Annotated in this window: 21 protein-coding genes and 1 tRNA gene; 9 read left to right on the top strand and 13 right to left on the bottom strand. The window is 47.1% G+C overall.

What is annotated here, in order from left to right:
• The first annotated feature begins 3 nt into the window (after window positions 1–3).
• Window positions 4–1,017 (top strand): DUF2891 domain-containing protein, encoded by a 1,014-nt coding sequence (locus ACL9RG_RS01720; protein ID WP_422790828.1) that lies wholly within the window; start codon window positions 4–6, stop codon window positions 1,015–1,017.
• Between the two features lie 11 nt (window positions 1,018–1,028).
• Here ACL9RG_RS01720 and ACL9RG_RS01715 read toward each other — a convergent pair whose 3' ends face one another.
• Together ACL9RG_RS01715 and ACL9RG_RS01710 are read right to left on the bottom strand one after the other, a co-directional pair.
• Entirely contained in the window at window positions 1,029–1,439 is a 411-nt protein-coding gene (locus tag ACL9RG_RS01715; protein WP_422790827.1) for a DUF4440 domain-containing protein, read from the bottom strand.
• The gene (locus tag ACL9RG_RS01710; protein WP_422790826.1) at window positions 1,439–2,827 is read right to left on the bottom strand and encodes an MDR family MFS transporter; all 1,389 of its coding nucleotides are present in this window, start codon (window positions 2,825–2,827) and stop codon (window positions 1,439–1,441) included. The genes ACL9RG_RS01715 and ACL9RG_RS01710 overlap by 1 nt, the downstream gene beginning before the upstream one ends.
• 113 nt (window positions 2,828–2,940) lie before the next feature.
• On the opposite strand from ACL9RG_RS01710, the gene ACL9RG_RS01705 reads away from it, so the two are divergent.
• Entirely contained in the window at window positions 2,941–3,843 is a 903-nt protein-coding gene (locus tag ACL9RG_RS01705; protein WP_422790825.1) for a LysR family transcriptional regulator, read from the top strand.
• A 90-nt stretch (window positions 3,844–3,933) separates the two neighbouring features.
• On the top strand, window positions 3,934–4,116 hold the full coding sequence (locus ACL9RG_RS01700) for a hypothetical protein (protein ID WP_422790824.1): 183 nt from the start codon (window positions 3,934–3,936) through the stop codon (window positions 4,114–4,116).
• Window positions 4,117–4,180: 64 nt separating this feature from the next.
• On the opposite strand, the gene ACL9RG_RS01695 is transcribed toward ACL9RG_RS01700, so the two are convergent.
• On the bottom strand, window positions 4,181–5,176 hold the full coding sequence (locus ACL9RG_RS01695; RefSeq protein ID WP_422791164.1) for an alpha/beta fold hydrolase: 996 nt from the start codon (window positions 5,174–5,176) through the stop codon (window positions 4,181–4,183).
• A gap of 1,151 nt (window positions 5,177–6,327) precedes the next feature.
• Here ACL9RG_RS01695 and mtfA point away from each other — a divergent pair.
• Entirely contained in the window at window positions 6,328–7,104 is a 777-nt protein-coding gene (gene mtfA, locus ACL9RG_RS01690) for a DgsA anti-repressor MtfA (protein WP_422791163.1), read from the top strand.
• A gap of 144 nt (window positions 7,105–7,248) precedes the next feature.
• A tRNA-Asn gene (locus tag ACL9RG_RS01685) sits at window positions 7,249–7,324 on the top strand.
• A 100-nt stretch (window positions 7,325–7,424) separates the two neighbouring features.
• On the opposite strand, the gene ACL9RG_RS01680 is transcribed toward ACL9RG_RS01685, so the two are convergent.
• The 9 genes from ACL9RG_RS01680 to ACL9RG_RS01640 all read right to left on the bottom strand — a co-directional run bounded on the left by ACL9RG_RS01680 (window position 7,425) and on the right by ACL9RG_RS01640 (window position 18,409).
• A complete protein-coding gene (locus tag ACL9RG_RS01680) occupies window positions 7,425–8,522 on the bottom strand; it encodes a hypothetical protein (protein WP_422791184.1) in 1,098 nt (365 codons plus the stop codon).
• A gap of 91 nt (window positions 8,523–8,613) precedes the next feature.
• A complete protein-coding gene (locus ACL9RG_RS01675; RefSeq protein WP_422790823.1) occupies window positions 8,614–9,672 on the bottom strand; it encodes a Glu/Leu/Phe/Val dehydrogenase dimerization domain-containing protein in 1,059 nt (352 codons plus the stop codon).
• A 17-nt stretch (window positions 9,673–9,689) separates the two neighbouring features.
• Window positions 9,690–12,611, bottom strand: a complete 2,922-nt coding sequence (locus tag ACL9RG_RS01670) for a beta-ketoacyl synthase N-terminal-like domain-containing protein (protein ID WP_422790822.1) — start codon at window positions 12,609–12,611, stop codon at window positions 9,690–9,692.
• A 13-nt stretch (window positions 12,612–12,624) separates the two neighbouring features.
• Window positions 12,625–13,800, bottom strand: a complete 1,176-nt coding sequence (locus ACL9RG_RS01665) for an NAD(P)/FAD-dependent oxidoreductase (protein WP_422790821.1) — start codon at window positions 13,798–13,800, stop codon at window positions 12,625–12,627.
• A gap of 57 nt (window positions 13,801–13,857) precedes the next feature.
• Window positions 13,858–14,415 (bottom strand): allene oxide cyclase barrel-like domain-containing protein, encoded by a 558-nt coding sequence (locus tag ACL9RG_RS01660; RefSeq protein WP_422790820.1) that lies wholly within the window; start codon window positions 14,413–14,415, stop codon window positions 13,858–13,860.
• A 35-nt stretch (window positions 14,416–14,450) separates the two neighbouring features.
• On the bottom strand, window positions 14,451–15,479 hold the full coding sequence (locus tag ACL9RG_RS01655) for a pyridoxal-phosphate dependent enzyme (RefSeq protein WP_422790819.1): 1,029 nt from the start codon (window positions 15,477–15,479) through the stop codon (window positions 14,451–14,453).
• Window positions 15,480–15,525: 46 nt separating this feature from the next.
• Entirely contained in the window at window positions 15,526–16,254 is a 729-nt protein-coding gene (locus ACL9RG_RS01650; RefSeq protein ID WP_422790818.1) for a thioesterase II family protein, read from the bottom strand.
• Window positions 16,235–17,857, bottom strand: coding sequence for an AMP-binding protein (locus tag ACL9RG_RS01645; protein ID WP_422790817.1), 1,623 nt, complete (start codon window positions 17,855–17,857; stop codon window positions 16,235–16,237). Before ACL9RG_RS01645 ends, ACL9RG_RS01650 begins: the two co-directional genes overlap by 20 nt.
• A gap of 321 nt (window positions 17,858–18,178) precedes the next feature.
• Window positions 18,179–18,409: a hypothetical protein gene (locus ACL9RG_RS01640; protein WP_422791162.1), complete on the bottom strand. Its 231-nt coding sequence runs from the start codon at window positions 18,407–18,409 to the stop codon at window positions 18,179–18,181.
• A gap of 140 nt (window positions 18,410–18,549) precedes the next feature.
• On the opposite strand from ACL9RG_RS01640, the gene ACL9RG_RS01635 reads away from it, so the two are divergent.
• Together ACL9RG_RS01635 and ACL9RG_RS01630 are read left to right on the top strand one after the other, a co-directional pair.
• A complete protein-coding gene (locus ACL9RG_RS01635) occupies window positions 18,550–20,691 on the top strand; it encodes a TonB-dependent siderophore receptor (RefSeq protein ID WP_422790816.1) in 2,142 nt (713 codons plus the stop codon).
• Entirely contained in the window at window positions 20,691–21,857 is a 1,167-nt protein-coding gene (locus tag ACL9RG_RS01630) for an ABC transporter substrate-binding protein (protein WP_422790815.1), read from the top strand. The genes ACL9RG_RS01635 and ACL9RG_RS01630 overlap by 1 nt, the downstream gene beginning before the upstream one ends.
• Here ACL9RG_RS01630 and ACL9RG_RS01625 read toward each other — a convergent pair.
• Window positions 21,832–22,440, bottom strand: coding sequence for a TetR/AcrR family transcriptional regulator (locus ACL9RG_RS01625; RefSeq protein ID WP_422790814.1), 609 nt, complete (start codon window positions 22,438–22,440; stop codon window positions 21,832–21,834). The two genes, ACL9RG_RS01630 and ACL9RG_RS01625, sit on opposite strands and share 26 nt — an antisense overlap.
• A 161-nt stretch (window positions 22,441–22,601) precedes the next feature.
• Here ACL9RG_RS01625 and ACL9RG_RS01620 point away from each other — a divergent pair, with 161 nt between their 5' ends.
• Complete coding sequence (locus ACL9RG_RS01620; protein ID WP_422790813.1) at window positions 22,602–24,158, top strand: MFS transporter; 1,557 nt, start codon at window positions 22,602–22,604, stop codon at window positions 24,156–24,158.
• Window positions 24,155–25,537, top strand: coding sequence for an MmgE/PrpD family protein (locus ACL9RG_RS01615; protein ID WP_422790812.1), 1,383 nt, complete (start codon window positions 24,155–24,157; stop codon window positions 25,535–25,537). Before ACL9RG_RS01620 ends, ACL9RG_RS01615 begins: the two co-directional genes overlap by 4 nt.
• The last annotated feature ends 8 nt before the right edge of the window (window positions 25,538–25,545 follow it).

Below are 25,545 nucleotides of genomic sequence, written 5' to 3'. Positions count from 1 at the left end.
ACAATGAATGATTTACAACTGACGCCAGCCATGGCGTCGCGTTTTGCCAATATGGCGCTGAGTCATCTGACCCGTGAATACCCAAACAAACTGACGCACTCATTAAATGGCGAGCAGGATGTCAAAGGCCCGCGCGCGCTGCACCCTATTTTCTATGGCAGCTACGATTGGCACTCTTGTGTGCACGGCTATTGGCTATTACTGCGCTTGTTAGAAAAATTCCCGCAGTTGCCAGAAGCCAATCGTATTATTGCAGTCGTCAGCGAGCACTTTACCGCTGAGAACGTCGCCGTTGAGATGGATTATTTGCAGCAGCCACATAATCAAGGTTTTGAACGGCCTTATGGCTGGGGATGGTTCCTGGCATTGAGCCAGCAGCTGCACTCTTTGCCGTTACCGCAGGCTGCGGGATGGGCTAAGACGCTATCGCCAATGACCGAGTTCTTTGTGCAAAGCTGGATGAACTTCTTGCCGAAAGCCACCTACCCGCTGCGGGTTGGCACGCATTTTAATACCGCTTTCGCTTTAGCACTCAGCCTGAACTTTGCCCGAGCAACGTCACGCCCGCAGTTGGCAACGCTGATTGAACAAACAGCACAGCGCTGGCATTTGGCAGATCAAGGCTGTCAGGCGTGGGAGCCAAGCGGCGATGAATTTTTATCGCCGTCGCTAATGGAAGCTGAGTTAATGCACCGCGTACTGCCGGCAGAAGCATTTATCACTTGGTTTGACGGCTTCTTGCCGCAATTAGCACAGAGTAAACCGGAAACCCTGTTTACTCCGGCAACCGTCACCGATCGCAGCGATGGTAAAATTGCCCATCTTGATGGTTTAAATCTCAGCCGAGCCTGGTGTCAACGATCGCTGGCCCGTGCACTGCCCGCAGGCGATCCACGTATTGCGCTGTTACGCACTGCAGCCGATCGCCATCTGGAAAGCGCGTTATCGCATCTTGATAGTGATTATATGGGCGAACACTGGCTAGCGACCTTCGCGTTGCTAGCGCTTGAGGCCTAACAGCCGACTCATTAATCCACGCTCATCGGTACAGAAGTCTCATGCAGATGCCGCCATAACGGGCATCTGCTTTCTCCTAATGTAAATACCACCGTTGACCGACGTAATGTCGCCGCTTGTCCAGGCAACGTCTGATGTTCGCGATATTCTACCACCGCACCTTCTGGCCAGCGACTGACCACATTGATTTGATCAATCTGGATTTTTAATCCCGCTTTACTGCCGCGTTGAGTATTAAAAAACTGAGTCAGCCCAGCAAAATCAATACGCGTACCGCTTACACCAATCATGGTAAACGCCGCATCAAAGCGAGCCAATAATGCCTCGCTCTGCGCAGCCGTGGCATCGGGGCTACCTAGCACTTGAGCAATGAATTCGTGGGCCACCAGCACTTCATTAATATAGGGATCGGCGTGAGACATTATTTACTCCTTTGAGATAAATGAATTTTTTCCAGAATTGCGCGATTCGGCAAACGAAACAGAAATAACAGAGGAACCAGACTAATCACTGTCGCCGCGTAGAAACATAACCTGTAAGCATGCTGGTATAAGCCGCCTGATTGCGCCAACAAAACATTGAGTAACAGGCTAAGCGCCGCGGTCCCTAAACAAAAACTGAGCTGACGATTGATATTCCATAGTGCACTGGCATCTGCCAGTTGCTCATTATCGATATCGATGAACGCGCTACTTTGCGCGGTCGAACTGCTTAAGCTGCCGCCAAACCCCATCAAGGCAAAGGCCAAAGCCTGCATCGCCCATTGTTCGCTTGCCGTTAGCTGAGTGAGCAGAAAAATACCGATAGCTTGTAACAAACAGCCGACTAATAGCAGCGGGCGTGGCCCTAACCGATTGAAGGTTTTACCGGTCAAACTAATTGCCACAAAAGAAGCCAGCGCCCAAGGCAACATCAACATACCGGCCTGGCTTGCGCTCATTGCCAGCCGGTTTTGCATATATAACATCGCCACCAAACTGACCCCAATAAATATGCCGGGAATAAACTGATATACCAATATGGCCGCCCGCAGCACCGGTTGTTGCAGTAAACGTAAATTGAGCAAAGGATAAGATTGGTGCAATGAGCGGCGAACATAGCAATACATCAACGCTCCACCCGCCAATAGTGCCGTTAATCCCTGTGCATGTTGCTGAGGTTCCCCCAGTCGGGTTAACCCCATCAAGACGAGCAATAGCGATAAGCAGGCCATTATCAACCCAAGCAGATCTAAGCCACGGGTTGATTGAACGCGCGGCGTATCACGCAGCCATAATGCCGCTAAGAAGAGTGTTAATCCGGCCAGCGGCAGGTTGATGATAAATATCCAACGCCAGCTTAAGTTATCGACCACGATGCCACCGAGACTCGGCGATAGTGCCGGGGCGAGTAAACCCACTAACATAATTACCGCCGACAGTTTGGCTCGCTCGTCAGTGCGATACAGTTGATAGGTCATCGTCTGCCCAATCGGGATAAGCAGCCCGCCGCCTACCCCTTGTAATACCCGCCAACCGATCAGCGCGAATACTGATTGAGCCTGCGCGGCTAATGCCGTCCCACAAATAAACAGCAGTATTGAGAGTAAGAAGATACGCCGAAAACCAAAACGCCCCGCCAACCAGCCGCTGATTGGGATCACCAATGTTAATCCCAGAATATAACCATTAGTGACCCAGGCTAATTCTCCGATTGAAGCACCTAAACGACGAGAGACATCGGGATAAGCGACGTTGACGATAAACATGTTGATCAAATCAACAAAGAAACCCAGCAGATAAACACAAGCAACACGGCTACGGTAACGCATGAATCAAACTCATTAAAAAACAGAGCGCCCAGTCTACTCACCCTTTAATAGATGATATATCGGGACTCCACGATTACACTGTCAAAAATAATTTGCCAATGAATGGAATGATTATGCTTGATCTACAACGATTGACCTGTTTTGTCGCCGTAGTTGAAGCCGGGAGCTTTACCACCGCGGCACAGACGCTTGGGCAGAGCAAGGCGGTTGTCAGTTTTACTATCAAGCAATTAGAAAAACAGCTTGGCGTATCGCTGCTAACACGCAGTACCCGCCGGCTGGCTTTAACCGAGGTCGGCGAACAGTTTTATCCGCACTGCCTGCAATTATTGCAACAGGCAGAAAACGTCTTACATAGCGTGCGTAATCATCATCAGTCATTAACTGGCCTGTTACGTATTACTAGCACCCATGAATATGGGGCTCGAGTCGTGATCCCGGCGTTGGCGGCATTTGCCGAGAGCCACCCACAATTGCGTATTCAGCATGAATCCTCGTCTTATCATGCCGATTTAATTGCCGAGCGTTTTGATGTCGCGATTCGTTTGGGACAGCTCAGTGACTCCAACCACCACGCCGCATTGATAGACAGTTTTGCTATTTTACCGGTTGCAACGCCCGAATATTTAGTCCGCTTGCCAGAGCAGGAGATCTCCTCGTTAGAACAACTCTCGCAGGCCAACTGGATTGCGCATAGCCGCCTGAACCAACCTCTGCATTGGCAAGTTACTGGGCCGAAAGGTGAAATAGTGAGCTTCAAGGCACAATCACCGGCCAATATCACCGCAGATAGTGCCGGTGCATTATTAGCTTTTGTATTGGCCGGAAGCGGTGTAGCTCTATTACCGGACTGGCAGGTGAAATCGGCAATCCAACAAGGACATTTGGTACATCTCTTAGCCGACCACCATTTTCCACAGCAGAGTATCTATGCGTTATATCCACAAACTCGTCATGTCAGCCAAAAAGTGCGCGCCTTTATTGATTTTTTAAGGCAATGGGTCGCATCTCGCTAAAAGCGGAAGGTTAAAAAACAAACGTTCAGTTTTAATGCCGGATTTACTGTCTTAGACTTTCATTAGCCCCGATATGCACAGAGGTGTCTGATGAACAGTATTGAGAAAGTGGATAGTCTGGAACAGGACTTACAAACCCTGCAACACTATTTTATTCAAGCACAACAAAGGCAAAGAGAACCGCGACAAAGCTGGCTGGCGAAGTTGTTGTACCTGCCTGTTGCCACCAGAATGCGCCTGTTACGCGAACTGATGCAGCCCTATCAGCCCTGAACCCAGCTTGAGTGAGGAGCGCATAGCAATCTGGGCAAGTGCCCGATTGCTATGCCGTTATATTTTAATGCAATACTTTCAGTAACGCCTGATTAAACATCTGTGGCTCTTCCATCTGCGGCGCATGACCCAAGCCTTTAAACTCAATTAATTTAGCATGCGGGATCATTTTAGCCGCCTGTTTACCCAGCACGTTGTAATGCCCAAGTTTTGCTTTGACCTCTGGCGGTGCAATATCGCTGCCAATTGCCGTGGTATCCGACGTACCAATCATCAACGTGGTCGGTACTTTGATATTTTTAAACTCGTAGAATACCGGCTGATTAAAGATCATGTCGTAAAGTAGCGCCGAGTTCCAGGCTACAAGTTTATGCCCAGGCCCATTGTTTAGCCCCGCCAACATATCAACCCAACGGTCGTATTCTGGTTTCCACTTTCCGACATAATAAGTATGTAGTTCATAGTCGTGGATATCTTGTGCCGTCAGTTTCAACTCTCGCTCATACCATTGATCGACCGTGCGGAAAGGTACGCCTTTGGCTTTCCAGTCTTCCAAGCCGATGGGGTTAATCAACACCAGCTTTGAGACTTCTTGTGGGAACATCAGACTATAGCGCGTCGCCAACATACCGCCGGTAGAATGGCCAACAATCACGGCTTTGTTAATATGTAGACTCTTGAGCAGGTTGTTGGTATTGACCGCCAACTGAGCGAACGAGTACTGATAGCTGCTAGGTTTAGAGGATGAGCAAAAACCGATTTGATCGGGAGCGATAACGCGATAACCATTATTAGCTAGCGCCTTAATAGTGACATCCCAAGTAGCGCCGCAGAAGTTCTTACCATGAAGCAACACGACCGTTTGGCCATTCTTATGCCCGGTCGGTGCGATATCCATATACCCCATCTGTAAGGTTGAGCCTTGCGAGTTAAAATTGAATTGTTTGAGTGGATAAGGATACGCAAAACCTTGTAACTGGGGGCCATAAGATGGCGCATCTGCGGCAGTTGCTGTGGTCGATAACAGCGCTAAAGAGAGAGCGCCAATAGGGAAAAGCATTTTTAAGCGAGACAATTTCATTTTGACCTCTGATCAACATACTTGATAAGCGCCATGATGCTACGATGTTTACATCCAGATGCAAATCCTTGAGCGTGGTACGTTGATGAATTATTTAGTTATAACTCCTTAAATAAAACACCTTATTTATTAATAAGAAAGCTGTGTTTATAATAATTGTACATACCTTAAAAACATAACATCAAAGAACTTTACTTAAGATTGACATTAAAAACCCCATCCCCCAAACAGAGTAAGCATTTAATAACATCACTTAACTCAAATACATTACTGAGCAATGCAAAAAGTATTTTTAATAAAAATGTCTATGCAAAAATAAAAACCAAACTCAATAAAAATAATGGAACAAATAAACCAGACCACTATTCACATAACCTATTTATTAAATCAATAATGCGGGAAAATGAGCACATCCCGATGAGCCTACCAAAGTAACTGATTCGGGCAATGCAAAGGCAGTTCAAGCATGCAAGGGTTTACCCAAAATAATTGGAACGGTACCAAGGCGGCAAACGAGCGCATCCCGATGAGTTTACTAAAGTAAGTGATTCGGGTAAGCGAGTGCAGCCAACGCAGGCACCGTTTCAAGTATGAAGGGTAAACAAAAAAGCCCCAGTAGTCAGACTGGGGCAAGGGTTGAGGAGGTGGTGTCGATTCATCACTTTTTGCGCCAGTTGAGTAAATGGCACCACCTTGAAAGGCGCTAACCTTCCATTGCTCTAGTTAACAGTAATTAAACAAATCAGAGAATACCTCATAATGAGTACTCCATTCATTATCACAACTAATCCAATAATAATGCGTTAATTTTACGATTAGACATGAACATTTAATCATTATTTTTTAATTTTTATTAGAGAAAATTAAATGGGTAATAAATAACACGATGAATAATATTTCAATATATTATTAAAAATAATTATTAGTGCGTCACTTTGTAAAAAAACACATTAAAGTATCATAAATTCACTCTGCATAAGCATATAGATATTCTACTAACAAGATTACTCATCCTGTGATTTAGGTCGTTGCAAGATATCAGGGTAAGTGTTTGAATAGCGATGTCCTGAGAATGTGATATCCCATAAACATTGAGATGCAGGTAGGTCGAATTTACTTGTGAGAAAATGATGATTAAATGGCTGAGGAAAACCCATGAGCATCAGCTCAACCCCCATCAAGAGTGGCAACAGGCGCTCGACATTCCGCTTTTCTCTTCATTAAACTCACAGGAACAGCAGCAACTTATCCACGTCGCCAACCAGCTTCTGCAACAGAAAAAATTAATACCGCTGCAAGATCTTACATTAGAACCTCTGATGCAGGCGCGTATTGCACTGCTATTCGCGCTGCCAGTAATGGATCTGGGAGCAGAATGGTTAGATGGTTTTCATGAGATTCTGCTCTACCCCACGCCATTTGTTGTCGATACACCTTGGCAAGATGAAAATGGCCTGGTGCATTCTGGTGTGCAGATACAAGCAGGTCAAAGCTGGGATCAAGGGCCGATTGTCCTTAACTGGCAAGATGTTCAAGACTCATTCGATAATTCAGGCTACAACCTGGTCATCCACGAAGCTGCGCATAAACTCGATATCCGCAACGGCGGTATTGCCAACGGTATCCCCCCTATCGCACTACGAGATGTCGTGGCATGGGAACATGATTTGCATGCCGCAATGGACAATCTACAAGATGAAATCGATATGGTTGGCGAACAAGCCGCAAGCATGGATGCCTATGCCGCCACCGACGCCGCAGAGTGTTTTGCCGTGTTGTCTGAATATTTCTTTAGCGCGCCAGAGTTACTTTCTAAACGCTTTCCGTTGGTTTATGGACATTTCACGCGTTTTTATCGCCAAGACCCTTTAGCGCGAGAGTCTCGACAGCAACGCAGCGATGGTTAATTTCTCAACTTAATAGTGATTTCGTTGAGGTTTTTATGCGTTTTCAGGCGTTTTTGTTCACATACCGAGCAGTCGCACACTATTTCTAAATTTAGCGTTGACACATCCCGGCCTGCTGGATATTATGCGCCTCGTTCAAACGATTCCTCTGTAGTTCAGTCGGTAGAACGGCGGACTGTTAATCCGTATGTCACTGGTTCAAGTCCAGTCAGAGGAGCCAAATTAGAAAAGCCTGCTTAAGGAAACTTAAGCAGGCTTTTTGCTTTTGATAATTTATTCTAATAAACCAACGCATACCAATGGCTACTTTCCCGCTAATATCAGCACAAAAAGGCTGGCCTTGCCCCCACGCTAGTACTTAAGTGGCTTGCTCCATGACTCAGACATAACGTCCTCATTCCTGCCGCGCGGCCAGAATACCAAGCTCCACCACGTAGCAAATTTCGCTCCCCATAATTACGTAAATAGACTTGGTCCCCATCATCACAATGAGAATGAGGGATAATGCCAAGGATCTTCAATAACAGAGGCACATCGATATCAGAGGCAACCTGAATCTGATCAAATTCGGCATCCATTAGCCCCGCAGGGTAACTATTATCTAGCGGATCGCCATTAAAGTGCTGAATGACAGTATTGAGTATCGGTATACCCGCATTTCCAGTACGCAATGCCGTCGGCGCATCAAATTTGGCAGAATAACAATCTCGAGGTGAAATAAGCGCGCCGGTATGCAAGTCGATCGCCTGCCATCGTGGATCGTCACTACTTACTTTCTGTATTGCGGCATTATTGTCAGGAATTATCTGTATCTCACCGGCCACTAAGCGCATACCATTCTGCCACTCCCATAGGTTCCCAGACAGATCGCCAATACCACTGTCAGTGCCATTGTGATACCAACTCGTAGGGCCTGAAGCGGTGAATGTTGTCGGCAAACCTTCCTGTTCACCAGCCGGCATATGATCCAATCGGCGGGCGATCTCATCGTGATGACGATAGTTACGGCCATAATCAGTATTTCCCTGCTCTTGCCACCTATGGTGTCGGCACAACAATGCCAGAGCCGCCCATTCCGCATTAGTACTAACATGCCAGCCGCTACCATTGCGAGCTGCCGCAAGTTGAAATGCCACTAAATCACGCTGACTGGCAGGTTCTTTATTGGGCTGACTTAGTAGCTCACCGGCTTGTATTGAGCCGGGATAGCAACCGTAGAAAAACTCACTCTTCACCTCGCCATTAATGATAAAAGCAGGGTGAATAGCATTACCCAAACCGCTCGAGACTTCATCAAGCGTGAAACGTGGTATGACATACATATAATTTGGCTGACCTGTGGCGGTATACAAAATCGTACGATTTCCCTGCGATTCGCTCTCTACCCGACTGCGTAACGCATCTTTGATGATGAGCATATTTTGCACTCGCTTTTTTACGATAGTTTGAACAAGATGCTGTAACTTCACTGCCGAACTTGTTATCAGTATCCTGTTTCTAATAACAATCTTATGCCGCTGTTTTGGTTAATTTAGGCGGTTGAAGCAGCATGCTAATGTCACACTCCAGCAGTTGAGAACACCTTAGCAATTCAGCCGTTTTGCCCCCAATGACAGAATGAACGTAGGCATTGATCTCTTCTTGTGTCATCAGATTATAACGATGAGCGAAAGTCATCTCGATACTGTCACAGATAACCGCCCCTGCATTGCTTACATAATCAGGCAAATAAAGCACTCCCCTAGCCAGCAATCGTAGTTGCGCCGCCGTATTACTAAAAGGCGAATTAGCACTACTCACAACCCATTGAGTATCAAGAAGATCGACATTTTCTAGTGTAAGAGTACCGGAAAGAGAAGCAATGCAAACAATATCACTGCTCTGCTGCCAGAACTGAGTCTCAGTGAGTCTCTTTACACCGCGAGGGAAATTAGCCTGTGGGTTAATGTCATAACCCCATACTTCGCAGCCAAAAAGCAAACTCTGCTTTGCGACTTCACACCCCACCTTCCCCATCCCATGAATGACTATCCGAGGATGGGTCTGATCAGCAAGACGCAAAAGTAGAATCTTATGAATCGAGCTCCAAACACCAAAGCCGGTAGCTGTAGAAGTATCTATTAGCGGGCTATCCATGGCATTCAAAATCCACGGTGTAAAGTGGCGAAGATAACTCATGTCCTGATTGTCGGTGTTGATATCGCAACCGGTAAACATAGAGCCATTATAGTGATTAAGTAAGTCAGCAATGGCTTCAAGCACCTCCGGCTGTTCCTTCGGCGAGCGTTTGCTATTGACCACAATTTTCCCACCGCTAAAACCCGTATTATATAAACCATGCTTTAGCGACATTCGTTGGGCCAACATGATTGCCTCGTCCTCTTGATGTTTACGCGAAGCGTAAGGACGCCAACGAATACCACCGTTAGCAGGCAGTTGCTTGCACTCTGATGAACAAGCCAAAGTAAATGAAGTCTCATCATCAATTTGAATAGTCTCAACTTGATACTGAATACAGTCGTTCGGTATTACGTGATTTATAGACTTAATTGCGCTGGATATAGACATTATTTTCCATCCTATTTTCAATTAAATACCTGCTCAACAACACCTGCCTGCTCTAAACACTCTTTAATTCCCGCTGGCGTAGGGCGTTGTAAAAAATCAGCCATACTGATAACAAAACTAAATTCACGCTCAATGAGAGCCAACAGTCTTAGCGCCATTAGCGATTGTCCCCCGACATCAAAAAAATCGCTGTAATTTGACTCGGGATAGGCACCGATAACGCCTGCCCAAATAAGGCTTATGCGTTCAGTCAGAGGATCGGGCCGATTTATGGCCGGGCTTGAAGGTGAAGGATTATTTGATAATGTAGGGAACAAGTCTTGTTTGCCCAACCACCATTGTTTGGGCTCGAAGGGGTACAAAGGTAACGCCTCGTCATGCGGCGGGAACGCACTCTTTATTGGCGATGACCATAAATTTGCCCAGTGAATATTGACACCCGCACGCCAAATTTTTTGTATGGCCTGCGACCATAGCGCGCTTTCACTTTGCGCATCATCGTGGCGACGCATAGTTCGCACCGCTGTTGTTTTTCTAGATTTCTGTCGTAACTGCGCCACTAGCGCAGTGAGTGTTGAGCCAGGTCCAACTTCAATAAACAACATTTTTTCGCGTACTGGCAGTTGTTCAAGCGCTTGATGATAATGCACCGGTTCACGAGCATGACGCCTCCAATACTCGGCATCTAGCTGTTGCACTTGCGTTATTTCGGCACCGAGTAACGCAGAGAGGTAGCGGACGGACGGTATCGTCGTACCGGCCTGAGGGGCCACCGAAGCTAGCTCGGTTAATATTGGATCCATTAACGCCGAATGAAATGCATGAGAAACATTAAGCGCCTTACAACGAATATGTTGGCAACGTAGTTGAGATTCGCAGGCGGAAATTACCGCCTCACTGCCTGATAGCACACAGCTGTTTTCGCTGTTTACTGCTGCCAGCGAAATATCCTCACTAAGCCACTGCTGGCATTGCTCAGCACTTAACTCCACCGCTAGCATCATCCCAGGTTGCAAGGATGCCATCATTCGCCCACGTTGCGCCGCGAACACCAACGCATCTTTCGTTGAAAAAGCGCCGAACGCCCAAGCAGCAGCAATCTCTCCCAAACTGTGCCCCATTACCCAATCCGGTCGAATACCGTAGTGCATCAACAATTCCGCCACCCCGATTTCGACAGCAATTAATGCCGGTTGCGTTATCGCGGTATTGTTAATCAACTCAGGTGAGGCTTCGCCATTAAATAATGTGGAAATATCCACATCTGCGTAACGCTTCAATATTGCTAATTTATTAGCCATTATTTTTTGGAATACAGCATCCTGCTGCATTAGTTCACTAGCCATACCAATAAATTGACTTCCTTGGCCAGGGAACTGAAATACGATACTAAGACGACCTTTGCCAATATCTATCGCGCTCTCTTTTACGCTCAACCCTCCCAATCCATCTCGATGTAACGTGCCTCGATATCGAAAAGATTTTCTCTCTATTTGCGCACGCCAAACCATGTCGAAGCCATTACTCGATGGAGCTCGCTGCAAGTAATGCTTCACTAACCGATGCCATGCCTGCTCAGATTGGGCTGAAACAGGCACAACAGATGCCAACAGAGAACGGCTAACATCCTGTTGAACAAGCTGTGGTTTTTGCGGTGGTCTGGTCAATATGACATGAGCGTTGGTGCCACCAATACCAAAGGCACTGACACCGATTGCGGTGCGCGGATCGTTATCTTCCCAACGTTGAGCACTATTAAGAAACTCAAACGGACTATTCGCCAGCGATAACGCAGGATTAGGAGCAGAAAAATTGATTTGAGGAGTCAACCAACCGTGCTTAATTTGCAATGCTGCTTTAATCAAACCGGCCATCCCGGCACAGGTTTCCAAATGTCCGACATTAGCTTTCACAGCGCCAATCGCACAAAAATGCTGTTCGGATGTTTGTTCAGCGAAGACACTGCTTAACGCTTCGAACTCAATCGGGTCTCCTGCTTGCGTACCGGTGCCATGAGCTTCGATAGCTCGAAATGCGTTCGGACTCAGTTGCGCATCTTCCATAGCCTGACGTAATAATCGCTGCTGTCCCTGTAGGCTGGTCGTAGTAAAACTCACTTTATTGGCACCGTCATTATTCATCGCGGCTCCCTCAATCACGGCAATAATGTCATTACCATCCTTGAGTGCATCCTGTAGACGTTTCATTACCACCACAGCAACACCGCTGCCAAAGACCGTACCGCTGGCATCGGCTGAAAATGGTCGGCAGTGTCCGTCGTTTGCGAACACCATTCCCTGCTGCGCAACGTAACCCGACCGTTGAGGAATCCTCAGCGTACAAGCGCCGGCCATCGCCATGCTGCACTTTCCGTTTCTTAATGCCTGTACCGCTTCATAGACTGCGACTAGCGATGTTGCACATGCGGCCTGAACGTTGAGTACCGGACCGCCAATTCCGAGATGCCATGCTACGCGACTGGTTAGATAGTCTTTATCGCTCGCGATCTGTTGTTCAAAAGGCGATGGAGCGAGTTGCTGAAATAACGCCGATTGTTCAGCCTGACGCAGGTAGTTAGAACTGCTACAACCAGCAAATATCCCGGCATCAGGCAAGTCTCCTGGCACCACTCCTGCACTTTCAAGCGCATGCCAGGCACACTCCAAAAATAATCGTTGCTGTGGTTCCATCAACAGCGCTTCGCGGACACTCAGGCCAAAAAAATCCGCATCAAAATGAGTGATATCCGCCAACAGCGGGGCAGCAACGGGTACATAGTGATCATCCGAGTGACCGTCAGTATCGCTATCAAGCTGAACTAAGGATTCGACACCATTAATTAAGTTGTGCCACCAACTGTCGATATCACTGGCACCAGGAAATCGGCAGGACATGCCAACTAAAGCAATAGCCTGATCATGGCGAGGTATCTGTTGCATGGACTTCTCCTGCTCAGAATCGTAATGCGCTGATATCCCAGCGAGGTTGCCGGTCTGCTAACAGATCGGCGCAAATTTTCCCCATCAACGGGGTAAACTTAAATGCCCAGCCACCGGCTGATATCACTAGATTTTCTCCACCGTGGCATCGCCCTTTCGCATTATCGAGATAGAACTGGCGTGAAGAGTCATTAGGCAGTACCGCCAGGCAACTGCTTGCAGAGTGTTGCCGATCAGGCTCAAGAAAAGGCATATGGCGACGAGCAAACTCCAGAGCACGTTCGACATGTTGAGGGTTTGCGCAGTAACTCGCGCCGTGCTCTTCGGTGATAGGATCGACTTCAAAATCAGTCCCTAACCTATCAAAACCGTTTACCGACCAAGGATTAGGTGGGAAGCCGTAAAACAGATTACTGTCGCTTGAAACTGGAGGTTGGAAGGCGAACCAGAACGGGTCTCGTGCCTCAAGCCTCTGGCTGCGTAGCATGCTAATACAGGCCATTTCGAAGGTAGAAAGTGCCAGCTCAATGTTCAGTGGCGCTAACAACGCTTTACTCCCTGGGCCACTGGCAATCAACACTTTTCGAGCACGATATTGTTGGTCTGAAGCAATTACCGTGACGCCGTTGTCATCAGGCTCTATTGCGCTGATGGGCTGCTGGAAGCGGAAAGTCGCCCCAGCCTCGCTGGCTAGAGAATAAAGAGTTGAGAGTGTTCCCTTCACATCGATAACGCCCCCATCATGCTGGATAAAACCTTCATAGTTCGGGTCGAGACCAACAAAACCATAGCGGCGCTCAATGTCTTGCATCGTGAGCCGTTCATAAGGTAAATCCATAGCATCCATAGACACCATTGTTTGCCTGATTTGACCTTCATTCGTCCAAACATCAGCGTCACCGAACCACAAGCTCCCTATTCGATGAATAAGTTTCCTGTCGGCCTGACGTTCCAACTCTCGCCATAATTTATCGGCCTCGAGTGTCAGCCGAAATATTTCAAGCTCGGAATATTGCAAACGCCAGTGACGTTCCTCACCGCTGGTTCCCACTAATTGTGTTAATAATGAATATTGATCTAATACAAGTATTTTATGATGATTATTTTCTTTCGCATAATGCCATGCTGTAGAAAGGCCTATTGGTCCAGCACCGACAATGATAACATCCCACTGTACAGATGAGTGCATACCTACCACCTATAAAGATAATATTAGATTCTAAAATGTTAATTTAATAAACAGTGTTCAATTGATAGAAAAACTTTTAATTTGATCTATCGGTAATAACACTATTAACGTTAGGTATTTTTCTCGTGGTATCGCTTGAAATATCTGACGGACGCCAATTTTTCCCATAACTTCACCGCTCACACCCGCAGCGAATAAAGACTGCCACTCTCCAGCCCAAATAGCGCTGGAATTCCAAACGCCTGAGATCTCTATATTACCGCGTAATGTCTCTGCTGTTTCGTGGTACCATGACACCACACTATCATCAGCCAATGTCGCTATCTTCCAGCCACTACCGATCATAGTGCCAATATTATTTCCTTCGGGATCAATTAAACTATCACGATGAGAATTCACATCACCAACATTCGGCCCATTTTGCGTTTTGGCATTAAAGGTTATATTGGCTTTTTCCACGACAGATATTATTGTGACGTTATTATACTCACCACTTTCTTTCAGATTATTTTCTATATCACCAGGTTTCTCACCCTTGTTAAGGTTATCTCTCACTCGATTAGCGAGTGCAATTAACTCGGACAATATATTATTATTGCCTTGAATGATTTCCATAATTAACTCTCTCAGTCAGAAGATAATACGTGCGATTACACATTCAATGTTTCATCGTGGTAAAACCACTCCCTGCCTTTGTCTCTATCCATATCACTGCCAGCATCGGCAAATAATGTGACGACTTGTTGCCCTGGATTCATAGACTGCGCTAATTTCCACGCAACTTTCCAGTTAGCCGCCGACGATGCGCCTATTTTTATCCCTGTAAGATGGAAAAATTCATACATAGCACTTAATGCCTCGCGGTAAGAAACTGTCTTAAACGGCGGTTCCTGCGGCATGAGTTGGCCAATAAAGGGTTGGCGAAAACCGTATCCCAATCCACCAGCGCCAGCAAATTTAGCCTCGCCGTTAGGGGCAGAAAGCGTCCCATAAGGCAGTTCTTGCGGCGTCGTTCCCCAGACGACAAGCTGAGGATTATCTTGAGATAGCGCGGCCGAAACACCGGACAGAGTGCCTCCAGTACCTACAGCAGAAACCCAACCATCAGCACAAGTACCATTGAGCTGATGACGAATTTCCTCCCCTGTTTGATATTGATGGACCGCCGTATTCACTAGATTAAGATGCTGTGAAAGCAGCGTCCAACTCCTGTCATTAAGAGCAATTTGTTGGCTACGAGCGATCACGCCAAGTAGAAAATGATTACGATCCACTAATGTTACGACGGCATTATCACTTTTTAGCATATCAATCAGCGCCTCTGGCGAGGAGTCTGGAATAACAACTTGCACCGCAATGCCACACATATTCCCGAGTTTAGCCAACGCCTTCGCCATATTACCGCCGGATGAATCGAGTAATTTCAACTCACCGTTAGAAAAGTCATGCTGATTAATCGCATCGCAAAAAAGGCCGAAAGCAGTCCTATCCTTCACTGAACCAAAGGGGTTGTTAGATTCGAACTTGGCAAGAATTGTTGCTTTTCCTGTAGGAGAAGGTACTGGTTGTAACGGTGTATTCCCCAATTCCGTATGAAACTTCATCAACTGCGGAAAAAGAGCAAAAGCTTTATCTGTAGCCGGTGCACCATCATGTTGATTAAACAGTTCAAAATTCATCTGATGTTTCTCCAACGTCTATAAAACTGACTCATTCATTGGCCAGTTAAGCAATTAACTGACGTAAAAATGCCGCCTCATCCTGTCTGAAGTAAAAATGATCGCCTGGCATTAACTCTATTTGGCATCCAGGCACGGTATTCTCCCATTGATATAATGCAGATTGACTTACTAACGGATCGCAATCTCCGCCTAAAATTCTTAATTTAAGATCGGGTACAGCAAGCCTCGCTAAATGTCCTAATAGTTTTAAATCTTGTAAAATGAGTTTGGAAACAGCTGGTCGGGTAAACTCATCTAATACCAACGACCCGCTGCTTTCACTGTATGCAAGAATATTATCAAGCAATCTTTGGCACTCAGCCTCTTGCTCTAAATACAGTAAATCGGTAGGCCTATGCTGGGAGGATAGAACCGTATTGGATTGAAAACGCGAGCTTCGAAGCGCACTTGCAACATGCAAAGCGAGTAATGCTCCCATGCTGTGGCCAAAAATCACGATCGGTGCAATACCGAGTGAAGCCTGTAAATCGCGAGTACTGGCATCAATCGCTTGTTTGGCATTAGTCCAACCCTCAGTGCGCTGGCTCTCTTCCCGACCAGGATACTGCACGATAAATAGGTCAATATCGTCTGCTAACACATCGCGCCAATGTTGATAAAAAGATACACCGCCACCTGCGTGTGGAAATACCACCAATTGCTGACGTACTGGGCCACTACTCTTGCGACTAAGCCGGCACACACAGCCAAAGTTATTTCGTAATATTGTCATATACAGAGTCCTGATTATTCAGAGACACTTCGGCTTGCTGGCGCCATATTTCACGCAATGCCAGCCGGTCTATTTTGCCGATACCTTTCATCGGGATCGTATCAAGAAAGACGAGTTTTTCCGGCGCCTTAAACGCAGCAACGCCCTGAGTTTCAAAAAAACGACGCAAAGTTCCTAGCGTCAAAGCATCGTCATTAGAGGCAACAAACAGGCAGGGCACTTCACCATACAGCGCATCGTCAATGCCGATACAAGCTGCTTTGGCTACCGATGGATGCTGTTCAGCGACTTCTTCAATTTCATTGGGAGAAAATTTTTCACCTCCGCGGTTAATCGCATCATTGACGCGACCAGCAATAAATACATTGCCCGCCCGATCGACATGGGCCAGATCACCTGTACGATAAAAACCATCACGAGTAAAAGAGGTGAAATTCGCCTCGGGATTTTGGTAATACTCCGTGATAGTGTAAGGACCTCGAGTAATCAGCTCACCTACTTGCCCAGCAGGCAGAGGTGCTCCTTGCTCATCAACGATGATAATCTCATCTTGCATACTGAGAGCCCTTCCCTGCGAGTTAAAACGCAGCACATCACTATCGGCAAGCCCACTAAAACAAAGCAATCCTTCACTCATTCCGTAACACTGTTGCAAAGTAATTCCCAAAATAGAGGAAGCACGCTGCGCAAGTTCTGCCGAAATTCTGGCTCCTCCTACTTGTACATGCCACAACGACGACAAATTATGCTGTGATTGTTGTTGCCACTCGCTCCACTGCAATAAAAGCGCGGGAACTAGCGTCGTGTGTGTCACTTTACAGCGCTCAATGATATCCAGAGCCTCTTGTGCCGATGGTGTATCAGCAAGCGCAACAGCGCCTCCGCGAGACAATGTCCCAAGGATGCCAGGGCAGTTAATTATGAATCCGTGAGACACTGGCATAGCGGCTAGGTAAACGGACGAATGATCCAGTGCGAAAACATCACAGCCCCCCTCAATCATCCCGCTGTAACCGCCATTTTTACGAGCAATTGCCTTGGGTAACCCCGTCGTTCCACTCGACAACAGCATCATCGCAGTATCATCTGGCCCCAGCATCTCCGCTTCAAGTGGCGGTGTTAATGCCATTGGCGTACAGAAAGATTGTAAATCCAAGTAGCGACCGTCCTTATCCGCTCCTTCGTAACCTTCAATTATCAACGTATTGATAGATATTCCTTCACTGAATAGGCGTTGCAAATCAGCTAGGGGATCATAACGACGGGTGCCGCGCTGTAGCGCAAACATTTTTGGACGAGTTAGTTGCAAAATATGCCGCAACTCTTTTTGTCGATAGGAAGGTAAAATAGGAACTGGAATAGCACCAATCATCAATGTGCTTAACAACAACACAACCGCTTCACGGCTATTGCGTAATTGGAAAGCGACCCTATCTCCTTTTGTTACGCTCAATTGTTCCATTCGCGAAGCCGTGGAGGCAACCGCATCGCTTAACCAGCGATAGCTATATATAACGTCATTTTCATATATCGCAGGACGTGCAGCATTTACCTTCAAGGCTTGAAGCAAACGCTGATTGATTGAATTCACAATGTTCGTCATCTTGACTCCATAATGAGTTAACTCATTGCCTGAGCGATAATCTGCTCAGTCACAACTCGCTAAGTACACGGCTTGACTACGCGCTCTTGATTGATGCGCTAACTCTTGCACTGAACTCACATGGCAAAACAAATATTGCAAATTTACTGAAAAAAACATGACTAATATTATTTCTTGTGTAGGCATATAAAACACAATGACCGACCGACAGTCAATTACTTTAAATTTATTATTGCTTGAAATATATAGACAAAAACTGTGTGGGCTTTAGGTAAACACCTAAAATGAATAGCTAAAACGCCGTTTAATTAAGAATAATATTTATCTGCTTTCGCGCATTGCGGAGATGATTTCATTTAATGAGAAATCTTTATCCCCCCATAAAGAAAATGAATCATTACCAAAGCTCTTCAATTTAGCCTGGAGCGCCACAGTCTCCGCCGAGCTGAGCGCCAAGTCTTGGCGCAACATCCACGAGCCATCGGCCTCATGCAATATCTCTTCTGGCACGCCTATCTCAGCAAGTAATAACAACAATTTTTCAAGATTCATCACGTGGTTATCCTTCTTTAAATGGTATTGATAATTATTCACATTGACCGATGGTCGGTCAATGGTTATTTTAGCGCATTCCAGAACGATGGGAAGCAACGGGTTGCCCCACTCACCTATGTAACGTACAGAGGCGTCAATTGAATAAATTTAATCGATATATCAACTGTTGCCGCTGTGCGTGGGGGTTGACGCTCGGTGTCACAACCTTTGCCACAATAGCAGCGGAGGACACCATAGAAGTGACCGCTAAAGATTCACGGCAATCAGAAGCCCCTTTGATTGGCTATGCAGCCAATCAAGCTGAAGTTGCCACCAAAACCCACTCGCCACTCGTAACAGTGCCGCAATTTGTCTCGGTAGTGAAACGCCAGCAGATGGATGTACAGGCAGCAAATACCGTCAGCCAGGCCCTGCGTTACAATGCTGGTGTGTCAGTTGAGCGTTATGGCGCATTTTCCAGCGGTGTGGATTTCGCCAAAATTCGAGGATTTGACGCAGATTACTATCTTGATGGGTTACGTGTTATTGGTAATAGCGGTGTCTGGGGGCCGCAGATAGATCCCTGGGGATTAGAAAGTATTGAAGTATTACACGGCCCCTCCTCAACCTTGTATGGTCAAGGAGGAACTGGCGGAGTCATCAATATGGTGTCACGTCGCCCTTCTGCTATCTCATCCAACCAAGTGAAGCTCGATTGGGGAAACTATCGCACCGGTTCATTAAGCCTGGATTCTACCGGCGCGCTAACCGATGACGAACAATGGCTATATCGCTTTGATGCACTGGGCCTGACCCGCGGTTCGCAAATCGAAGATACTAAGCAAAAACGTATTTTTGTCGCACCAGCTTTTACTTGGCATCCCAATGATCGCGTAAACTGGACGGTGATAACCCATTATATGCATGAACCCAAAGCGGGTTATTACAATACATTACCCGCGGTAGTGTTAGGCTTATTGCCTAATCCGCGTGGCAGAATTGACCCGGATAAAAACTATAGCAATCCAGGTCATGAGCGGTCAGCTCGTACACAATATGACGTCACATCACTGTTTGAATATCAGCTAAACGATACTTGGCAATTTAAACAGAACATGCGCTACTCCCACGTAAAATCTTCGGTACGCCGCGATTTCACTCGTGCTGCCACGGCAGATGGAAGTCTGCTGACTGCGGTTTATCAGGATTCCCCCTCTCGTTCCGACAGTCTGGTGATGGATAATCAAGCGATTGCAAAATTCGCCACAGGACCGATTGATCATCAAATACTTGGGGGGATCGACTATCAAACCGGCACGTTAGACAAAGACCTTTGGGTATCTCAAACGGTTACTTTTGATCCCTGGGCGAGCAATTACCGTCCCTCTTTCGACCCCGTTCCTACGTCAAAAACCTCAACGACTCAACGTTTTAATCGGTTAGGGGTTTACATGCAAGATGAACTAATGTGGGAAAACTGGCATCTATTACTTAGTGGGCGATATGATTGGTCCAAGCTGCATACTGAGGACAATTTCAAGCGTGAAACAACGAAACAAAGTGATACTGCCTGGAGTTATCGTGCCGGATTGAGCTATGAATTTTCCAACGGATTAGCGCCTTGGATCAGTACATCAACCGCTTTTGATCCTCTAACAGGCACTGATGCTCACGGCGCGCCTTTTAAACCTACTCATTCAACCCAATACGAAACAGGGATAAAATTTCAGCCGCCGGGCAGTAATATGATGAATAGCGTGGCGCTATATCAACTGACTCAGCGCGATGTTAATACCATCGATCCACAAAACCCTAGCTACTATACTCAAACAGGAGAAGTACGTTCACGCGGGATTGATTTTGAATCTAGAACCGCGATAACCGATAACCTCAATCTGATGTTTTCCTATTCTTGGTTGAATAACGTCGTCACTTCAGCGACGGATAATACACAAGGAAAACATCCTGTCGCCGTACCAGCAAGAACCGGATCGATATGGCTGGATTACCGCTTCCAGCATGGCCCACTGCAAGGTCTGCTCATTGGTGCCGGGACACGTTATCTTGGCTCTAGTTGGGCTGATGGCAACAACACATTCAAAGTCCCGTCCGCCTGGCTTAGCGACGTCGCCGTGCGTTATACACCAGGAGCATGGGATTCGAGGCTTTACAATCTTGAGCTAGGCCTGACCATCGACAATGTGACCAATAAATCCTACGTTGCAAGCTGTACCAGTGCTCCTTATTGCAGTATTGGTCTTGAGCGAACCATTACCGGTTCCGTGACGTGGTATTTCTGATGCATAGACGACTTTTTATTAAAACTGCCGCCTTAACATTATTATCCCTATCACCTGCGCTCCGTGCTCAGGCTGATACTCAGGTCATAATAGATATCGCCGGTCGGCAAGTCACACTGCGGTATCCCCTCACACGTATTTTCCTGGCTGAAGGCAATCTGTTCTATACCGTTGCAGCATTAAGCGCAGATTCACCGGCTGAAAAACTAGTCGGTTGGCGTAACAATTTTCGCACTGCGGATCTGGATAGCTATCGGTTGTATTGCCACTACTTTCCCGAATTGGCAACATTGCCAGAATTTTCTGGCGTAGAACAAATGCAGTTTAATCTTGAGCGCCTGATAGCACTGCATCCTCAGGTAATGATCCTCAATCTCAATAGTAAAACTACGATAGAAGTTAGTGGCTTGATGAGCAAACTGACGGCGGCTAATATCCCGGTGGTCTTCGTTGACATGAGCATCAATCTAATGAGCAATACTGCCCGCAGTATTACCATCATGGGGCAATTATTTGATAGCCCTTTGCGTGCCAATAGCCTGAACCGTTTTCGTCAACATCAGTTGAGTCAGATTTCGAACACACTCGCGCAATACACGCCATTAAAACCTAGAGTCATGATGGAGCGCGCCGCCGGATTATACGATGAGTGTTGCCTTTCATGGGGTAAAAGCAATTACGGGCAGATGGTGGATATTGCAGGGGGATTTAATCTGGCGGAAAAATACATCACTGGAGTTTATGGCAAGCTAAGCCAGGAGACTGTCATCGCCTCGCATCCAGACAAAATCGTAGTGACAGGTAGTAATTGGAGTCAATATTCACCTAATGGCGACTGGGTAAATCTTGGCCCAGGTGCCTCTTTGGAGCAGGCCAAAAAAAACCTAAGAATACTCATGCAACGCCCCGCTTATCGTACTCTGCAAGCCGTTCAGAGCAATAAGGTCTACGCTATATGGCACCCTTTTTATGACCACCCTTTTAACTTCGTGGCGATACAACAGTTGGCCAAGTGGTTTCATCCCACGCTATTTAACTCATTAGAACCAGATAAGACCTTCGCGGATTTATTTGAACGCTACCTACCGATCCCCTATCAACCCGGTTATTGGGTCGAGCTCGATACGCCAGCGAATAGCATTAGCGACAGCCCAACAAGCGCATAAATTCGTCAGCCAGATCATTGCCAAGCGTGCTGCTGTCTACCTCAGGATTGACCATCGCGTCATCTACTGCACCGTGCATACCGTGATACATCACGATAGCCGTCAACCGTGGATTATCTAATTTCCAAGCTTTAATAGACACGCCATCGTTCAACACAGCAAGAATTTGGTTCAGCACCGCATCGCGATCTTGATTGCCACGGGTATGGTAATGATGATCGTGATACAAGGCGTCATGTAATGTCATTCCTTCCAGATAAGCTGCTACCCCAGCATTGCACCAGGTTCGCAACCTAGCTATGGCATCCTCCGCAGGACAAGCGTCAATCGCCACCTGAATTTTATCAATAAAAAGCTGAGTAAAGCGCATACGTAATGCCGACAACATTTCATTTTTGGATGGGAAGTAATGGTAAAAAGTCCCCTTCGCTACCTGTGCATCCTGCACGATATCGCTGACAGTGGTCGCTTCAAAGCCTTTATCAATGAACAATTTCTGAGCAGAATCCATCAACTCATCTAATCGGACTTCCGCAGGTTTAGTGCGCGGCTGCTTCGGCTTTATTTTTTCGTTCGTTTTCATATTGGCATCCACTTTTAATCCAGCCGACATCCTAACGAATGTTGCCTATGTTGACCAGTTGCCCAGACGGTTCAAAACGGGAACACATTTAATTGACCGACGGTCAGTCATAATATATTGTGAGAATAATTATCATTACCAATCAATCAAGGAGCTACCCCATGTCAGGAATGCGCAGGACCGCACTGGTCATCGCCATCTGTCTTGGCACTTTTATGGCATCGCTGGATATCAGCATCGTTAACGTGGCCCTACCGACTATGCTCGGATCACTACAGACCGATATGCCTGGGTTACAGTGGGTGGTCGATGCCTATGCACTATGTCTCTCGGCGCTGATCCTTTCTTCTGGCCCGCTCGGCGATAGATTTGGGCGCAAACGGATCTGGTTATGCGGTATTGCTCTTTTTACCTTGGGTTCTATTGTCTGTGCAATTGCCACCAGCTTGAACTCGCTATTGATCGGCCGTGTTATTCAAGGTATTGCCGGCGCGGCAGTTATCCCAGGCGCTTTATCATTGATAACCCATGCTTTTCCCGAAGAACAACAGCGCACACGGGCAATTGGTATATGGTCTTCGGTCAACGCGTTGTCATTAGTTATCGGGCCGGTGCTGGGCGGTATTTTGGTACATACCACCGGCTGGCCGGGGATTTTTCTGATCAATATTCCAGTAGGTATTATTGCGCTACTACTAGGAGGCTGGGGTATCAAAGAAAGCGCTCATCCAGAACATGCTTCACTCGATCCACTCGGCCAAGTATTAAGCATTCTGTGGTTAGGTACGCTAACTTATGGCTTGATTGCCGCCGGAGAATACGGTTGGCACAGTAATCCATCACGCCTCGCGCTGTATGCAGCACTCGTATTGTTCATCATCTTTATCTGGGTCGAAACACAAGTTAAGCGACCCTTGCTGCAACTGAGCCTATTCCGCAAAGTCGATTTTAGTGGGTACAATTTTGCTTCATTCGTATTAGGTTTCTCCGCGTACAGCAGCGTCTTTTTTGTCTCGCTATTTTTACAACAAGCTCAAGGATGGGACGCCGCGACGACCGGTTGGCGTATGGCGCCAGAATTTCTTGCCATGGCGCTGGCAGCATCCGTATTTGGACGTCTTGCTGCTCGGCTCAGTGTGAATTCATTAATCATCGTCGGATATGGATTAATGGGGATCGCGCTACTGCTACTGACGTTGTTACAGGCTGACTCCGGTTACCCAATTGTCTCACTTTATCTGGCGACGCTAGGGGTAGGAATGGGTCTGGCAATGCCAGCCACCAGCTCGCTGGTCATGCGCACCGTTGAACCGCAACGTTCTGGTATGGCCTCCGCCACCATGAATGCGCTGCGTCAGACAGGTATGACCTTAGGCATTGCACTACTGGGGACGATGATGAGTATCGAAGCCGTTGATTCTTTGGCGGCAAGATTGCGAACACAAGGTGTAGAACAGGCTACATACATCGCTCGAAGGGCGATAGTCGAACAACAACAAACCACCCTACCGCATGTTGAAGCAGATAAATTGCTTAATTTGACACATACGGCATTTGCCAGTGGTTTTAGCGTAGCCATGTTATGGGCGGGATTGCTCAGCGTATTTATGGCGATCTGGTTAGCGGTTATGTTGCATCCACGCTTTCACTTACATAGCCAATCTCAGCCAACTGCTCAATCGTCCTCCACCGGTGAATCATCTAAGGAGTCGCAATGACAACGTCAACACATGATCCGATAAAAGAGTTGATCATCTTTGCTTCACAATTCGAAGCCAGCAAGGTTCCCGCATCAGTATTGGCCTTTCAAACTAAACGCTTGCTCGACAATCTGGGCTGCCTTGCTGCAGGTTATGAACAAAGTGGCGTTGCAGCAGCACTGACTTTGGCACGCCGTTGGAGCGGTTGTGAAGAATCCAGCGTTATTGGCTCTCGTGAACGCTTGGCCGCTCCGCAAGCCGCATTCGTCAACGCAGTTCGCGCCCGATCTCTCGACTACTGTGACGTGATATCACCTGGTTGGCATCCTAGCTCTTCAGATATTCCTGTCGCGCTGGCGGCAGCAGAACTTACTGAGGCAACCGGGCTAGACATGTTGGCGGCGCTGGCCGTGGGGCAGGATTTTTCACAGCGCATCAACCTCGCCGCGCAGGCTAACGGTTTTTTTTACCGGGGGTTTGATGCCAATATTTTAGGTCTGTTTTCTGGCGTTGTTATTGCCGCCCGCCTGCTGCACCTTGACCAGACTGCGTTTACCAACGCCGTGGGGCTGGCATTTGATTTTGGTATTGGTACCTTTCAGCATTATCAGGACAAAACCTTAGCGGTACGAATCAGTCAGGGTCTGGTTGCCCGCCACGCGCTGGAAGCCGCCATGTTGGCTCGTGAAGGTATAAGCGGGCCGAAACGTGTACTCAGCGGTGAGAATGGTTTTTTCAATTTATATGCGCCAGCTAAAGTGCATTTGCAAGTATTAACCGAACAACTGGGCCATAGGTTTTTAGGCGAAGAAGCGACTTGTTTTAAACTCTATCCTCATTGCAGCATTTTGCTATCACTGACTGAAACTCTGCTACGCGCTAATCTGGCTCAGCACCTGCCTAATATTGAAAACGCACGCATCATTTTGCATGCCTCACCAAGTATGCGCATGGTATGCGGTGCACCCTATGAACCCCAGCACACTCCTGAGATCGATGCCCAATTTAGCGCCCGCTATATCATTGCTAATGCCCTGCTACGCGGGCGAGCAAGTGCCGAGGAGTTCAGCGCACAAGCGGCCACTCAAGTGCAACTTATCACGCTGGCTCAACGGATAGAGATAGTAGAGCGTCCTGAATTTGAGCGCTTCGACCGTTTCGAGTTAAGTATTAAACCGACTCAAGGGGAGACATTACATTTGTCTGCGGCATTTGGCCGAGGCTGGCCGGAGAATCCAGCTGATATGCGTGATATTCGCGAGAAGTTTCAGCAATGTTGTACTCAATCTCCCTGCCGAGGATTTAGAGAAAATATACCATTGCTGATGACCTGCATCGAAAATCTGATGGATGCACAATCATTGAATGAATTATTAGCCGCTACCTCGCTAGCATAACGAGACTA

It is taken from the genome of Rouxiella sp. Mn2063 (genome assembly GCF_049319665.1).
Lineage (GTDB): Bacteria > Pseudomonadota > Gammaproteobacteria > Enterobacterales > Enterobacteriaceae > JBMOUD01.
This window is presented reverse-complemented; position numbering and strand designations above follow the sequence as displayed.

Bases quoted from the DNA above. Each gene is read 5' to 3' on its own strand.
- ACL9RG_RS01665 (WP_422790821.1), bottom strand. From the start codon at position 13,800: ATGCACTCATCTGTACAGTGGGATGTTATCATTGTCGGTGCTGGACCA.
- ACL9RG_RS01675 (WP_422790823.1), bottom strand. From the start codon at position 9,672: ATGTCTATATCCAGCGCAATTAAGTCTATAAATCACGTAATACCGAAC.
- ACL9RG_RS01720 (WP_422790828.1), top strand. From the start codon at position 4: ATGAATGATTTACAACTGACGCCAGCCATGGCGTCGCGTTTTGCCAAT.
- ACL9RG_RS01670 (WP_422790822.1), bottom strand. From the start codon at position 12,611: ATGCAACAGATACCTCGCCATGATCAGGCTATTGCTTTAGTTGGCATG.
- ACL9RG_RS01695 (WP_422791164.1), bottom strand. From the start codon at position 5,176: ATGCTTTTCCCTATTGGCGCTCTCTCTTTAGCGCTGTTATCGACCACA.
- ACL9RG_RS01705 (WP_422790825.1), top strand. From the start codon at position 2,941: ATGCTTGATCTACAACGATTGACCTGTTTTGTCGCCGTAGTTGAAGCC.
- ACL9RG_RS01625 (WP_422790814.1), bottom strand. From the start codon at position 22,440: ATGAAAACGAACGAAAAAATAAAGCCGAAGCAGCCGCGCACTAAACCT.
- mtfA (WP_422791163.1), top strand. From the start codon at position 6,328: ATGATTAAATGGCTGAGGAAAACCCATGAGCATCAGCTCAACCCCCAT.
- ACL9RG_RS01650 (WP_422790818.1), bottom strand. From the start codon at position 16,254: ATGACAATATTACGAAATAACTTTGGCTGTGTGTGCCGGCTTAGTCGC.
- ACL9RG_RS01630 (WP_422790815.1), top strand. From the start codon at position 20,691: ATGCATAGACGACTTTTTATTAAAACTGCCGCCTTAACATTATTATCC.
- ACL9RG_RS01700 (WP_422790824.1), top strand. From the start codon at position 3,934: ATGAACAGTATTGAGAAAGTGGATAGTCTGGAACAGGACTTACAAACC.
- ACL9RG_RS01660 (WP_422790820.1), bottom strand. From the start codon at position 14,415: ATGGAAATCATTCAAGGCAATAATAATATATTGTCCGAGTTAATTGCA.
- ACL9RG_RS01640 (WP_422791162.1), bottom strand. From the start codon at position 18,409: ATGAATCTTGAAAAATTGTTGTTATTACTTGCTGAGATAGGCGTGCCA.
- ACL9RG_RS01620 (WP_422790813.1), top strand. From the start codon at position 22,602: ATGTCAGGAATGCGCAGGACCGCACTGGTCATCGCCATCTGTCTTGGC.
- ACL9RG_RS01655 (WP_422790819.1), bottom strand. From the start codon at position 15,479: ATGAATTTTGAACTGTTTAATCAACATGATGGTGCACCGGCTACAGAT.
- ACL9RG_RS01715 (WP_422790827.1), bottom strand. From the start codon at position 1,439: ATGTCTCACGCCGATCCCTATATTAATGAAGTGCTGGTGGCCCACGAA.
- ACL9RG_RS01710 (WP_422790826.1), bottom strand. From the start codon at position 2,827: ATGCGTTACCGTAGCCGTGTTGCTTGTGTTTATCTGCTGGGTTTCTTT.
- ACL9RG_RS01645 (WP_422790817.1), bottom strand. From the start codon at position 17,857: ATGACGAACATTGTGAATTCAATCAATCAGCGTTTGCTTCAAGCCTTG.
- ACL9RG_RS01615 (WP_422790812.1), top strand. From the start codon at position 24,155: ATGACAACGTCAACACATGATCCGATAAAAGAGTTGATCATCTTTGCT.
- ACL9RG_RS01680 (WP_422791184.1), bottom strand. From the start codon at position 8,522: ATGCTCATCATCAAAGATGCGTTACGCAGTCGGGTAGAGAGCGAATCG.